Here is a 13,426-nt window from a genome sequence, read left to right on the forward strand (position 1 = left end):
ACGCAGATTAAATCAACGCAGATCAAATCGATGCTGATCAAATGTGATCGACGCAGGAGCGAATGGCAATGAAAGAAGTTTGGAATAATTTGGGGAAGTCGGCACGCACTGGCTTGATCGCCGGCGTACTGTTCATTCTGGTGGGCCTGGTGGTAGCCGTGTGGATGTTGCGCACGGAATATCAAGTATTGTTTTCTGAATTGGCACCACAGGATGCCGGTGCCATGGTGGCTGAGCTGGATCGGATGAAGGTTCCTTTCAAACTCGGCGACAACGGCACCTCTATTCTGGTAGATAAGGATCAGGTACATCAGACCCGCATCAAATTGATGAGCAAAGAATTGCCACTGCACGGCACAATCGGTTTCGAGCTATTCAATAACACCGACTTCGGCATGACCGAATTTGCACAGAAAATCAATTATCAACGTGCTTTGCAAGGGGAAATTACGCGTACGATCCTGGGGCTGTCGGAGATCCAGTCTGCCCGTGTGCATCTTGCGTTGCCAGAGGAAGGTCTGTTCAAGCGTGCCAGCAGCGTACCGAAAGCATCCATTAACTTGAGCATGAAGCGCGGGCAGGTATTGCGTGCCGAGCAAGTAAACGGTATTCAACGTCTGGTCTCAGCTGCTGTGCCTGGGATTGCAGTGGCAGACGTGACGATTGTCGATCAGCACGGGATCGCCCTGACACGTAATGCACGCGGTGATGGAGACAGTGACGGTGCGGGTGGCGTGGGGCGACTGGAGTTGAAAAAAGAAACCGAAAAGTATTTGAACCGCAAGGTGATTGCGGTTCTTGATCGTACGTTTGGTGCCGGTCAGGCTATGGCGAGTGTCGATGTCACACTGGATATGGATCAGATTCGCATCACCACGGAAGATGTGCTGGCACCGCCAGCCAAGAATGGACAAGCGTCCACCGGCACGATGGTGCGTGAACGCGAGACCCTGCGCGAAGGTGCGGCACCGCTGGATGCCAAAGCGGCACCAGCTGGCGGCAGTTCGCAGCGCGATATCGAGTATAGCGTCGGGCGCCGGATCGAGAATGTAGTGGCGGCACCCGGTGCGATTCGCCATATCAATGTCGTTGCGGTCGTGAGCAAGCCGCTCGACAGCGCGCAGCTGGAGCGGATCAGTAGTTTAGTGGCAGCCGCAGCTGGTGCTTCGACCGAACGCGGTGATACCGTCGTGGTGCAGCCGCTGGCGGCATTAGGCGCGGGAGTTGACGGTGACACGCAGTTTGCTCCAACGGGTGAAGGACCAGACGCCACGCTGAAGTCAACTTTTGCAGCCAAGGAAATGGATGGGAAATCGATTCCTGCAGCAATGCAGCAAGTCAATTCAACCTTGATATCACTGCTGCTCGGACTGATTCTGATTGCTGTCGTTGGCGTCTTCTGGTGGCGCAGCCGCACATCAGACGCCACCGTTCAGGCGCCGCTGTCGGAGCAGCAAAAACAAGCCATGCTGCAGCAATTGCGCGACTGGATGCAAGAGAAGCCAGCCGCCGCAACTACGGGAGAGCGGTGATGGCAACGGATTTCGCGCAGCGTCGGGCAGCCTTGTTGCTGCATTCCTTGCAGTCGCAAGATCGCGACTGGATGCTATCGCAGATGGATCCAGACGAGCGTGAAGCATTGCAGAAACTGTTGCTGGAATTGGGCGAGTTGGGCATCCCGCGAGATCAATCTTTGCTGGATCAGACCGTTGCAGGGCTAACGTTGCAAGATACCGCCTCACCTTTAGCGGACAAGGACGATACGACATCGTTGCTTGAAAATGCCTCTGCCGCTTCAATGGCTCGCTTGCTCAAGGATGAAGCGCCGCAGATGGTGGCGCGCTTGTTGGCTTGCAAAAAATGGTCATGGAGCAGTGCATTGCTGATTGAACTGGGACCATTGAAACGGCGGCAGATCGAAAGTTTTGTGCATACGGTAGTGCAACCGGCGCCGCATTTCAGCAATGCCTTGGTCAAGGTCGCGGCCCAACGTCTGCAACTATTGAAGCAGCAGCCGGAGCCGGTGACTACAATTAAATCAACTATCAAACCAGCCTCAAGCATTGGATCGGGTGGGCTGTTTTCGTTAGCGCGCTGGCGTAAGCCACGTCATTTGCGCAATCAGGACTGCGCATGACACGACCGCCTATGTCCTCGCCGATTCTCCAGCAAGCCGCCTTGCATGCGCAGCCCAGACTATTGTTGCGCCCAGTTGCAGCACGTTCACGCGTGGCTGAGTCGGTTGAGATGCCGGTAGTGGTAGCTCCGGCGGCGGATGTTGAGGTCAATGCCTACTCGCTCACGGAACTGCATGAAAAAGCCCGCCGCGAAGGATTTGATGCGGGTGTGCAGCAGGGCCGGGAGAGCGGTCTCATCGAAGGACGCGAAGAAGGATTGCGTCTGGGGCATGAAGAAGGCTATCTGGCTGGTTTGAAGCAGGGCGAACAACAGGCGTCGCAAGATCTGGTAGAGGCGCGTGAAGTTCTCCATGCGCGCGAACAGCAACTGTTGGCGTTGTTGCATTCACTGCCGCAGCAATATGCCCGGCACCTTGAAACTGCAGAAGCCGATATGGTCGCGCTGACCTATGAGGCGGTATGTCACATGCTGGGCGAGGCCTTTGTCAGTCAGGCAGGTGCGAGTTTGGCAGTACGACAGGCATTAACGCAAGCAGCCGGACGTCAGTCGTATTCAGTGCGGGTGCATCCCGATGACTTTTCGTTGTTGCAAGATGATGCCGCTCTGGCATCCCTCAAAGGCAAGGGCATAGGCTGGGAAGCTGATCAGCGAGTAAAGCTGGGCGGATGTCTGATCGATACGCCGGATGGCACGCTCGACGCTCGACTCGAAGTACAGCTTCAAGAATTGGCAAGTGTGTTACTCAAGGTCCGCGCCGAATGCCCGGTCGCGCCTGCTAACAAAGTGCTGGATGCTTCGTCATCCAGCGAAACTGCCATATGAACGCGGCCTATTTGCAAGCGCTGCGCAGCACGACGCTAACCCGTAAAACAGGTTACGTCAGCAAGCTGAGCGGACTGGCAATCGAAGCTACCGGACCGGATGTCGCGGTGGGGGCGCTATGTCGGATTTATCCACGCAGCGACGATGGTACTTCCAAAGAGTATGTGCTGGCCGAAGTGGTGGGAATTCGCCCTGGTGTAGTGACGTTGATGCCGTATGGTGCATTGCAGGGGCTGGCTGCCGGATGTGAAGTAGTCGCAGAGGGTATGCAAGCGACGATAGGCGTTGGCGAGGCATTGCTGGGCCGGGTGGTAGATGGCTTTGGCGTTCCTCTTGATGGCTTGCCGGCGCCGCAGCTGAATGCGCGCCGTGCGCTCAAGGGTGGCACCATCAATCCGATGCAGCGGCCGCGCATCGAGCATGTGCTGGAAACCGGCGTGCGCAGCATAGACAGTTTGTTGACCATTGGACATGGTCAGCGGGTAGGGATTTTCGCGGGCAGCGGCGTCGGCAAGAGTACGCTGCTCGGCATGATCGCCCGCCACGTCACCGCCGATATCAACGTCATCGCATTGATTGGCGAGCGTGGTCGTGAAGTACGTGAATTCATGGAAAAGCAACTCGGCCCGGATGGTTTGCAACGCTCAGTGGTGGTGGTGGCGACCGCCGATCAGCCTGCGCTGGCGCGAGTGCGAGCCACCTATGCCGCGATTGCCATTGCCGAGTACTTCCGTGATCAGGGGCGGCAAGTGTTACTGACAATGGATTCCATTACCCGTTTTGCGATGGCGCGGCGCGAGATCGGATTGTCGGCCGGTGAGCCGCCAACCGCACGTGGCTATACACCGTCGGTATTTGCTGAGCTACCGGAGATTTGCGAACGCTGCGGAACGGCCCCCTCAGGTGGCGCGATCACGGCCTTGTTGACGGTACTGGTGGAAGGTGATGACATGAATGAACCGATTTCGGATAGCTTGCGCGCGATTCTCGACGGCCATTTTGTGCTCAGCAGACAATTGGCACATCAAGGCTTGTATCCGGCATTGGATGTACTCAAAAGCGCGAGTCGGCTGATGCCCGACCTGTGCTCTCCGGAGCAGCTACAACTGGCGCAGGATGCGATCAAAACGATGGCAGTACTCGAACGTAACCGCCAAATGGTAGATATCGGCGCGTATCAGGCAGGTGGCAATCCTGAACTCGATCAGGCCTTGCGCATGAAAGATGCATTGCACGGTTTTCTCGGGCAACGTCAGGGCGGTGTCTCGCGCAGCCAGGCGCAGTCTGAATTGCAGGCAATATTACGGAGGCCTGCATGAGCACAGCGGCTGTCGATCTGCGCGGTTTTAATTACCCATTGGCAGCGCTGCTGCGCAAGCAAGAGTGGGAACTGGAGTCCCTGCAAAAGAAAATGGGCGATATCCGACAAGCACTGCAACAGGCCGAAGTGCAGCTGGAGATTGCGCGTGACGCGTTGTTAGAACAAGGAAATGCCTTGAGTCTTAGTGCCGGGAAAACGCTGGACCCAGCCATGTACCAGCGAACAATAGCCTTCTTGACTGGTTCACAAAGCGCCATCGCCAACCAGCAACTGCAGGTGGACAAGTTGCGAGAAGATCTGGAGGTGGCACGCCAAGCTTGTGTAGCGCAGCAAATCAGCATTCAAATGCTGGAAGAGCATCGTGCACAGGTATTGGATGCCTATGTGCGTGAAGAGCAAACGCGGCAAGCAAATGAAACCGACCGTGATTGGAGTGCACGCAGTTTATGGCGACAAGATCTGGCGCAACAGGATATCGCTAAGGAGGCTCTATGAGCACAGTGTTGTCTCCGCTCAGCGGATTAGAGACAAAAACATCGCGCGCCTCTGGCACGGCAGGGGCCGGACCACAAAGTTCAGTGCAGTCGGCCTGGCTGCGCGAGATGGAACGCGCCCAAATGGATGGCTGGCTCGATCATCCATTGACGCCGGGACAGCAGGAACAGGGAAACAGTTTTGCCAAGGCGCCTGATGCGGGCGTGGTACGACGGTTACCGGTACCTGCAGCAACCTTGTTGATGATGCCACCGACCACCTTGCCAGCGGATACTGAAATCGTCGTTGTGCCGGTGCAGCAGCAGGCAGTGACCGTCAATGGTTTGTCGGCAGCGGCATTGCGTACAGCGACTGTACCGGCTGGGCAATCTATGCTGATGCAAAAGCTGAATCACCTGGTGGCGCTGAATTTGAAACGATCCCAAACAGAGCCAGGAGACCTGACCGAGCAGCTTGAGCCGACGTTTCTTTCCAATGATGAATTGCAGTCGTCAGAGATGCATGCCGCCGAGGTTTCTGCGGCGCGGGTCACGCTGGAACGGGTTGGCAAGGATGTCCGTTTGTGGCTAGGTATAGGGCCGGACGATGGCCTGTCGGCGACACAGTTGGAAGCCTTGTTGATGCAATCGCGTATGTTGCTGGCAGCAGAAGGCGTGCAATTATTGTCGGCGACGTGCAATGGCAATTTGATCTATCAAATCGATAGCGGGGAGGAATCTCCGCAGACAAACATTCCAGATGACTCTGCCAGCGGCAATCAGGCAAGTTCCTTTTATTCGTATTTTTCCAGGCAGGAGGCGTAATGGCGATAGATGCAATCAGTAGCGGCGCATCAACTACTCAGGCCAGTAGCCTGAATATGCAGGATTTCCTGAAAATTTTGCTGACGCAGCTCAATTATCAGGATCCGATGAAACCCATGGACAACCAACAGTTCATGGCACAAATGGCGCAGTTCACTTCGCTGGAGCAGACGCAGCAACTCAACACCAAAATCGACCAGTTGATATCGACGCAAGCGGCTTTGCAATCGGTCGGGCTGATCGGTCGTACCGTGGATATCACCACTGCCAGCGGTACTGTAACAGGTACGGTCAAAGCACTGGCGCTGAGCGGCGATGCGCCGCAGATCACCGTGTTGACGGCTGCCGGTGAAACATTAACTGGCATTGGATTGGCGCAAATTGCGTCGGTGCGATAAGCCTGAATACAAAGGAAAATCATGCTCGATTCTATATTTGTAGGCATGTCCGGCTTGCTGGGCTATTCGCGCGGTCTCAAGACGATCTCCAACAATACCGCCAATATGAATACACCGGGATTCAAGGGTTCAACCTTGCAATTTACCGATCTGTTCTATTCCAGCGGCAATCTGTATGGCAGCAGTGGCAATGGCCAACTTGGTTTTGGTTTGAATACCGCCGGCACCACTCTGAATTTCAAACAGGGAGAATTGCGCAGTACCAATAATGCATTGGATATGGCGGTGGACGGGCAGGGTCTGTTTACTCTCAAAGATGTAGCCGGCAAGTTGCACTATTCGCGCGCCGGACAGTTCAAGTTTGATATTAATGGCACGTTGGTTAACAAGGCCGATTCGGCAAAAGTGATGGGTTTGGATTCCGGCGGCGGATTGCAGGAAATCAGCATCGCGGGTTTGCTTACCAATCTACCCAAGGCGACGAATACGGTCAAATTCTCGGGAAACCTGTCAAGTACCGCGACAACTCAGGCGGTGAGCGGTGTTAAGGTATTTGATCGCAATGGTGGTGAGCATGCGCTATCGCTGCAGTTCACTAATACCGGAACTGCAGGAGTCGGTACCTGGAGCGTCAACATACTGGATGGAACCACCACGGTCGGTACCGGCTCGGTGGCGTTTCTCGATAGCAAAATTATCCCTTCTACTGCGCGTATAACGTTTACCTATGCACCGGCTGGAGTGTCGGCTATTCCAGTTACTCTGGATTTCAGTAGTGACGTCACATCTCTGGCTTCCGGTAATGTCTCCAATCTTGCCATGGCTTCACAAGATGGATATGGCGCAGGCTCCATGACGCAAACGACCTTTGATGAATCCGGTACTTTGTTGCTGAGTTACTCCAATGGCCAGACAGTTAAGGGGCCTCGCCTTGCATTGAGCTATTTCGATACGTTGGATGCAGTGGCAAGCGTAGGCGGTAATATGTTTGATGCAATCAATTCTGCAGCCTGGCATCGCGGTGCAGCCAATCAGGGAGCTTTCGGCGTGGTACGCGCCGGGGTAATTGAAATTTCGAACGTCGACCTGTCGCAGGAATTCAGCGACCTGGTGATCATGCAGCGTGGCTATCAGTCATCTTCGCAAGTGATTTCTACTGCCAATGAAATGTTGCAGCAATTGTTTGCGATGAAAGGCAAGTAATGCGTAGTGTGTCTACCGCATCGGGCATGTCATCGGCCGACACCGAGATCGGATCACCGGTTCGGCCACTGAAATGGTGGCCGGACACTGCGCTGGCCGAAGTAGAAACAGTGTTCCTCAAGCTTGTCACTGCCTGGCGGCAAGCCTGGGTAGATGATGTCACTGATTCGCCCGCAGTTGGCGAGGTAAAGGTCTGGCGTGCACACGAGTTTGCCGTCGATACGCAGACTTCCTCAGAATGGTCACGGTTGTCTGGCTTACCTGAGGACACGGATGCATGGATACAGGGTCCGGGCAAAATGGCAGATACATTTTTTGCCCTATTCCCCGGTGCATCCGAGATCGCTGTCGCAGCCCGTCACAAGTCGGTATTGATGGCAGATATTGCGGACTTGGCCTGGATGGAATTGCTCGAGCGGATCATGGATGTCTTATCGCCCGGGAACAGGGTCGCCGAAGCCTCGTATCAAACCGTAGACGCCGCAATCCCGGGGCATCATGGTCGCCCCTGGTCTGGAGCGTTGCGTGTGACGCTGAGTCTGACGCGGGAAATACATATTGCGCTGCATCTCGGACCTGGTTGTGCATCATCGTTATGCTCGCCCTCCACAGGGATGTTAGCAACGCCGGTAGTCGCGACTGCCCCAGAGCCGCTGATTGCGGTGGAGCAAGCAATCGATTTGCATAACACTCGACTGAGCGTGGAACTGGCGCCGGTAGAAATCAGTCTGGGCAGCTTGCAAGCATTAGCGATTGGCGATGTTCTGGTGTTGCCACATGCACTCAAGCAAGCTTTGGACGTGCGCAACGAACATGACGTGACTTTGTGTCAGGCATATTTGGGTCAGCACGGTGGCATGCGGGCAGTGGAATTGGTGGCGCGCGTGAAACAAGATGTGGTTTCCGAAATTTAATAGTGAATGTGAAGCAGATGATGAGCAATATGAATAATGAAGAGATCGGTTTGACGAACAAAGAATCAAGTTCTGTCGTCCAGTTGTTGGCCTTGTCGGAACTCGGGAGTACGGATCCTGCTTCGACCGCTCCCGCAATCCTGGATTCGATCAACCCTTTGCATCAGATCAAGACGCGGTTGACGGTCAATGTCGGTGAGATTGAATTGACTGTCGGTGAATTACTCAACGCTCGTGAGAATCAAATTCTGAAGCTGGATCGGAGTGTCGAACAGGCCGTCGATTTACTACTTGAAGGAAAGCTGGTCGCGCGCGGTCTGCTGGTCGCCGCCGGTGACAATTTCGCGGTAAAAATTACCGAACTGCCGATCTCGCTGAAAGTATAAGCACGATGTCTTTTCGTAATGTGTCGCTTGGGGCGATAGTCGCAGCATTGTCTGGCCATGCGTTCGCCTCGTCTACCACCTTGCCTTTCAAGCAAGAGGATGCGGCTGCCAGCTTCCCGGCGCTGGGCGAACTGACTATTCTTTTATTTGCAGCAGTATTGATACTGCTGGCCGTATATATCATGCTTAAACGCAAGCGCGGTGGCGGCAATCAGCCGAAGTGGCTGGATTGGCTGGCTGCCGGCCAAGATAGTGATGCGCTGAAAATTGTCAGCAGCAAACGCGTGACCGCCGGAACCTCTTTACATATTGTGGAGTGGGAAGGTGGCAAGTTGCTGGTGGCGGTCAACAATCACAGTACCGTCAGATTGGCAGAATTGCCGGTGGCAATGGCACCTGCAGCGACCAAGAGCGGGAGCGAATCTTGATTGCCTGTTGTCGTGCAATGATGCTCGGTTTGTTGTTGCTGTGTGGAGTATTGACCGCAAGTGCGGCGAACACTGATGCGAATCGCGCTGCGTCCCCGGCCAAAACTAGTGCAGCACATTCTGCTGACAAGCAAGGTGCTGGTCTGGATGCATTGTTGGGCGGTAGCGGCGCAAAGAATGGCGAAACTGCGCTAGCTATGCGCATTGTGATCGGATTGACCGTATTGGCAGTGATACCAGCTCTGCTGATGTCGCTGACCGCATTCCTGCGCATCATCATCGTGCTGTCCATGTTGCGCCATGCAATTGGCATGCAGGAGACACCGCCTAATGCAGTATTGATAGGGTTGGCATTGTTTCTGACCATGATCACCATGTCGCCAGTCTTACAGGAAATCAACCAAAATGCATTTGAACCGTTCATGAATGGTTCGCTATCGATGGAAAAAGGCTATCAGAACGGCATTGCACCATTGCGCGAGTTCATGGTGCGGCAAACGCGGGAACAGGATTTAGCGTTGATGGTGGAACTGTCAAAGGCGCAGCCACCGACCAGCATGGAAGACATCAGCAATGTGCAGTTGATTCCGGCGTTCATGTTGTCTGAACTGCGTGCGGCATTCCAGATCGGATTCGTGATTTTCATCCCGTTTTTACTGATCGATCTGATTGTTTCCAGTATTCTGATGGCACTGGGCATGATGATGATGCCGCCGACCACCATCGCATTGCCGTTGAAAATACTGATGTTCATCATTATTGATGGCTGGAGCCTGGTGCTTAAAGCGTTGGTCGGGTCGTTCCATTAAACGGGACTGAGGATGGTTGATGCGCTGAATCCGGCTGACATTTCCGAGGATGATGACGCGACGCCGGTCGCTGGCGCCGCCCTGGAAAATGAAGATGCCATCTGGCGTGCCTGGAGGGTGGATAAGGATGCCGCCAGCAGGGAACAATTGGTGCAGCACTATCTGCCGTATGCGCGGATTGTGGCCGCTTCCTATTATCGACGGCGTTTCCATGATGAGATCGAATTTGCGGAGTATCTGCAGTTGGCTTCCGTCGGCTTGCTGGAATCGATTGATCGCTTCGACCCCACAATCGGAGTTCATTTTAAAACGTTTTCGGCGCGCCGTATCCATGGCGCGATCCTGAGCGGTATCGAAACAATAACAGAAAAGCAGCAGCAAATTGCACTGCGTAAGCAGTTGCAAGCGGAGCGTCGTGATTCGCTTAAGCGGCGCGAAGTCAGCGCTGACAGCAAGACTGACAAGCCGGAAGACTTGTTTCGCCGCCTGGCCGATGTCGGCATTGGCCTTGCCCTGGCATATTTGCTTGAAGGCACCGGCATGGTTGATGTTCCAGAGGAAGCTGCGGATCAGAATCAGTATTACCGACAAATCGAGTTACGGCAATTGCAGCAGCGCGTGCGAGGGCTGGTGGACGAATTGACGGTGCAAGAGCGGACGGTTATTCGCTACCACTATTTGCAGGAAGTGCCGTTTTCCGAAATCGCCACTTTGTTAGGTCTGACCAAAGGGCGGATCGCGCAGATTCACAAGCAGGCATTGGGGCGTTTGCGAACGGCACTGCAAAGCAAGGATCGTCTTGATCTGGCGCTATGACAGGATCAGTTCTCTGTTGGCGGCAACAGTAATTTGGTTGCGCTGCGAATGGCCTTCGCCAGTTCAGGATCTGATTCCATTTGTTGCTGGACTGCTTCTACCATGGTGTAAAACGCAGGGTCGTTGGCTAACGTATCGCCCAGTTCTGCAATGAGCACCGACTCCAGAAAAACCTTGAAGGCCTTGCGCTCACGCTGCGGGTCGTCGGGATCAATGATGCTGACCCGGCTGGCGATCAAACTGGCGATGTCCTTTTGCGGAAGGTCGCTTTGTCGCTGGGTGGTTTTTTGCGTTGAGCGGCCAGCGCTTTTACGCAAGGATTGCACCTGACTGCGAATCAGGGCCGCAAGTTGTGCCGAAGGATCGATTGGGGTCATGATGGCGGGGTCAGACGCTGTTGTCGTAGTGAAGCTAGGAGTATTTTAACTGTCGTCCCGCCATCACAGGGGAATGATTTGAATTCGGGGAGCCGTGTCCAATAAGCTGTCAACCTTGATTACAGGCTGCGGCGGCGGTTCACCATAAGCTTGCGGGCAAAATCGCGCACTGACTGTTCATCGTTGATGCTGCCATCCAGCAATGCCAACGCATATTGCGCCGACATGCCGGCTGGGTCCAGGCCTTGTGCGCGTCGTGCATGCTCTTTGGCTACGGTGGATTGTCCTTGCATTGCAGCGATTACAGCCAGTCCGCCGTGGGTCTCCCCAAAATTGTGATCAAGTTCCAGTGCGGTATCGAAAGCGCGCTGCGCGGCAGCGTAATCCTTCTGCAGCAGGCAGGCCCAACCCAGCGCATGCCAGCTGCCGATATGACCTGGCATGAACGTCGTTGCCTGCTCCAGGCTGGCACGCGCGTTGCCCAGCTCCAGATTCAGCATTTGTGCCAGGCCAAGGCTGGACCAGGCGCGGCCATTGTTTGCTTGCACTTGCAGCACCTGCTGCGCATAGTCGCTGGCTTGATTGGCGTCCTGCTGCATGAGCGCCATGGCAGAGGCCGTGAGAAAAGCCTCGACCGACACGGCACCGGCGCTGATGGCTTGCTCTGCCCACTCGCGGGCCTTGTCAAGTTGATTGGCATCGAGCGCGATCAGACTGGCAATGCCCAGCGCTTGCAGTGATAACGTCGATACTGCCTTTCTTTCTTCGGTCCAGCGCAGCGCCAGTTCCTGTCGCCCCAGATGATGCAGGCAGCGCAGCCATAATTCCTGCAGGCCCGGGTCGATAGCTGTGGCAGGTTCGACATCGGCCCAGCTTTTTATTTCGTCAAAACAGGTCTGATAGTCACTGCGTAATGACGCAATGAGACCAAGATTTTGCGCGAAAGAAGGATGTTCACCGACCTGATTGCGCAAGGCAACCAGAATACTGGCCGCTTCTTCATGCCGTCCCTGTGCGATGGACAGATTCGCCGCGCGCATGCGCCACATTTCCGGAGACGATTGCAACTGATCCGCCTGTTTGATCAAATCTGCCGCAACGGTCAGGTTGCCGCTGGCCAGCGCGATTTCAAAGGCATCAACGCGCAAAACATCATTGCCCGCATCCTCTTTGAGGAATGCCAGCAGACGATCAAGACGGTTGTGAACGGCAGGTGATGTTTCGGATGTCATTATTTATCTTGGTCGGACGCAGGGCGTGCCGGGCGAGGGGAAAGAATGCCCGGCAAAGCTTGTTTAATGGAGCGAACCCTTGTTGTAGGCGGACAGCAGGAAATGATTATCCGTGGATTCTGGCGGAACTTCATCCGGCGCGGGTGCTGAAACCGGCGACGGGGAATGGCGCAGTTTTTCGATTTCAGTTACCAGCAGCTGAATATTGCCGTTCAGCGGAGGATTTTCCGTATTGGCTTGCATGCCGCGCGCGAAATATTGCAATGCATTATCGAAAGCATCTTGCGCCAGTTCCACGTAACCCTGCACAAACAGCTTCAGCGCATTGTCATCCGGCAGATCAAGCAACGGGTGCCATGTCACAACCGCAATGGAAGGGCGGCCAGAAGTAAATTGCAATGTGCCCAGTTCAAACCTGGCTATGCGAAAGTCGGGGGCCATGATGACAGCGTTTGCATACGCTGTCTCTGCTTCCGCAATCCGTCCCAGTTGCGCCAGTTCCGCGCCCAGCAGGAAATGGGGCCATGCAGAGCTTTGTTCTTCCCGGCAAGCCTGAGTGAACAGATTCAAGGCAGTCTGTGAGTCATTGGCTTGACTGGCGGCAATCGCTTGCTGCATCAAAGGGCTAAGTTGCATGAGGTCGGAAGCCATAAATAAGTGGTTGCAAAAGAGACGGTCGTAAAAAGCAAGGCAGATGCTGTAAAGAGTATATCCACCAATAAACGATAAAGTTTAGCGGGAATCGAAATTGATTTCGTTTCAGTGGTTATTTGTGCTGGTATTTATGAACTGCCGGATGATTGTATCCGATGAGGAAAGCTTGTAAGCGTGTCATGGATTTGACGTGGATATCCTATCAAGGCGCCGGATTAAGCGAAGGCTGAAGTATTTTGGGTATTTTGTAAGGTATCGCTAAACTTCCCCAAAAACCCGTGGATGTATTGAATAACTGGTGAAGTCCATAGAGAGATGGACCACCGCACATACATACAAGAGTGGGGAAAGCGATGGCAGCGATCGTAAGCGGCAATAGTCTGGGATTGAATCTGAGCTCATTGAGTACCTTGGGTTTGCGAGGTGTCTTCGGAGATGCCGGATTGGGCCGGGGTGGAGAACAGGCTTACGTGAACATCGCCACGGGTAACCTGGTGCTGCAGGATCGTGATGGTTTGTTGTTCAGTCGAGGTGCCGATATTGCGGCCTTGCGCACCTATAACAGTCAGGGTCAATTCACTGACGACAATGGCGACAACTGGTCCAATGGCGTCTATCGCCAGCAACTC

Annotated in this window: 17 protein-coding genes; 14 read left to right on the plus strand and 3 right to left on the minus strand. The window is 54.5% G+C overall.

What is annotated here, in order from left to right:
• Nucleotides 1-62: 62 nt before the first annotated feature.
• The 13 genes from fliF (at nucleotide 63) to AKL27_RS25370 (ending at nucleotide 10,534) form a co-directional block, all read left to right on the plus strand.
• A complete protein-coding gene (gene fliF / locus AKL27_RS25310; protein WP_083439291.1) occupies nucleotides 63-1,532 on the plus strand; it encodes a flagellar basal-body MS-ring/collar protein FliF in 1,470 nt (489 codons plus the stop codon).
• Nucleotides 1,529-2,137, plus strand: coding sequence for a hypothetical protein (locus AKL27_RS25315; RefSeq protein ID WP_157057096.1), 609 nt, complete (start codon nucleotides 1,529-1,531; stop codon nucleotides 2,135-2,137). The genes fliF and AKL27_RS25315 overlap by 4 nt, the downstream gene beginning before the upstream one ends.
• Nucleotides 2,138-2,178: 41 nt before the next feature.
• Nucleotides 2,179-2,961: a FliH/SctL family protein gene (locus tag AKL27_RS25320; protein ID WP_198156088.1), complete on the plus strand. Its 783-nt coding sequence runs from the start codon at nucleotides 2,179-2,181 to the stop codon at nucleotides 2,959-2,961.
• Complete coding sequence (locus tag AKL27_RS25325) at nucleotides 2,958-4,280, plus strand: FliI/YscN family ATPase (protein ID WP_050465675.1); 1,323 nt, start codon at nucleotides 2,958-2,960, stop codon at nucleotides 4,278-4,280. The genes AKL27_RS25320 and AKL27_RS25325 overlap by 4 nt, the downstream gene beginning before the upstream one ends.
• Entirely contained in the window at nucleotides 4,277-4,777 is a 501-nt protein-coding gene (locus tag AKL27_RS25330; RefSeq protein ID WP_050465676.1) for a flagellar export protein FliJ, read from the plus strand. The genes AKL27_RS25325 and AKL27_RS25330 overlap by 4 nt, the downstream gene beginning before the upstream one ends.
• A gap of 242 nt (nucleotides 4,778-5,019) precedes the next feature.
• Nucleotides 5,020-5,580, plus strand: coding sequence for a hypothetical protein (locus tag AKL27_RS25335; RefSeq protein ID WP_157057097.1), 561 nt, complete (start codon nucleotides 5,020-5,022; stop codon nucleotides 5,578-5,580).
• On the plus strand, nucleotides 5,580-5,978 hold the full coding sequence (locus AKL27_RS25340) for a flagellar hook assembly protein FlgD (protein WP_050465678.1): 399 nt from the start codon (nucleotides 5,580-5,582) through the stop codon (nucleotides 5,976-5,978). Before AKL27_RS25335 ends, AKL27_RS25340 begins: the two co-directional genes overlap by 1 nt.
• A gap of 21 nt (nucleotides 5,979-5,999) precedes the next feature.
• Nucleotides 6,000-7,181, plus strand: coding sequence for a flagellar hook protein FlgE (locus AKL27_RS25345; RefSeq protein ID WP_050465679.1), 1,182 nt, complete (start codon nucleotides 6,000-6,002; stop codon nucleotides 7,179-7,181).
• 26 nt (nucleotides 7,182-7,207) lie between these two features.
• Nucleotides 7,208-8,095: a FliM/FliN family flagellar motor switch protein gene (locus tag AKL27_RS25350; RefSeq protein WP_050465680.1), complete on the plus strand. Its 888-nt coding sequence runs from the start codon at nucleotides 7,208-7,210 to the stop codon at nucleotides 8,093-8,095.
• A gap of 20 nt (nucleotides 8,096-8,115) precedes the next feature.
• Complete coding sequence (locus AKL27_RS25355; RefSeq protein WP_232311103.1) at nucleotides 8,116-8,481, plus strand: FliM/FliN family flagellar motor switch protein; 366 nt, start codon at nucleotides 8,116-8,118, stop codon at nucleotides 8,479-8,481.
• A gap of 5 nt (nucleotides 8,482-8,486) precedes the next feature.
• A complete protein-coding gene (locus tag AKL27_RS25360; RefSeq protein ID WP_157057098.1) occupies nucleotides 8,487-8,909 on the plus strand; it encodes a flagellar biosynthetic protein FliO in 423 nt (140 codons plus the stop codon).
• Complete coding sequence (fliP, locus tag AKL27_RS25365; RefSeq protein WP_232311104.1) at nucleotides 8,798-9,718, plus strand: flagellar type III secretion system pore protein FliP; 921 nt, start codon at nucleotides 8,798-8,800, stop codon at nucleotides 9,716-9,718. Before AKL27_RS25360 ends, fliP begins: the two co-directional genes overlap by 112 nt.
• Nucleotides 9,719-9,730: 12 nt before the next feature.
• The gene (locus tag AKL27_RS25370) at nucleotides 9,731-10,534 is read left to right on the plus strand and encodes a sigma-70 family RNA polymerase sigma factor (protein ID WP_050465683.1); all 804 of its coding nucleotides are present in this window, start codon (nucleotides 9,731-9,733) and stop codon (nucleotides 10,532-10,534) included.
• Between the two features lie 5 nt (nucleotides 10,535-10,539).
• On the opposite strand, the gene AKL27_RS25375 is transcribed toward AKL27_RS25370, so the two are convergent.
• From AKL27_RS25375 to AKL27_RS25385, 3 genes are all read right to left on the minus strand, one after another.
• Complete coding sequence (locus tag AKL27_RS25375) at nucleotides 10,540-10,851, minus strand: hypothetical protein (protein ID WP_157057099.1); 312 nt, start codon at nucleotides 10,849-10,851, stop codon at nucleotides 10,540-10,542.
• A gap of 179 nt (nucleotides 10,852-11,030) precedes the next feature.
• Nucleotides 11,031-12,143, minus strand: a complete 1,113-nt coding sequence (locus AKL27_RS25380; RefSeq protein WP_050465685.1) for a tetratricopeptide repeat protein — start codon at nucleotides 12,141-12,143, stop codon at nucleotides 11,031-11,033.
• Nucleotides 12,144-12,206: 63 nt separating this feature from the next.
• Nucleotides 12,207-12,794: a tetratricopeptide repeat protein gene (locus tag AKL27_RS25385; protein WP_157057100.1), complete on the minus strand. Its 588-nt coding sequence runs from the start codon at nucleotides 12,792-12,794 to the stop codon at nucleotides 12,207-12,209.
• Nucleotides 12,795-13,150: 356 nt separating this feature from the next.
• On the opposite strand from AKL27_RS25385, the gene AKL27_RS25390 reads away from it, so the two are divergent.
• A partial coding sequence (locus AKL27_RS25390) for a hypothetical protein (RefSeq protein WP_198156089.1) occupies nucleotides 13,151-13,426 on the plus strand: 276 nt, incomplete at its 3' end.

It is taken from the genome of Herbaspirillum autotrophicum (genome assembly GCF_001189915.1).
In the GTDB taxonomy this organism is placed as follows: Bacteria; Pseudomonadota; Gammaproteobacteria; order Burkholderiales; family Burkholderiaceae_D; genus Herbaspirillum; species Herbaspirillum autotrophicum.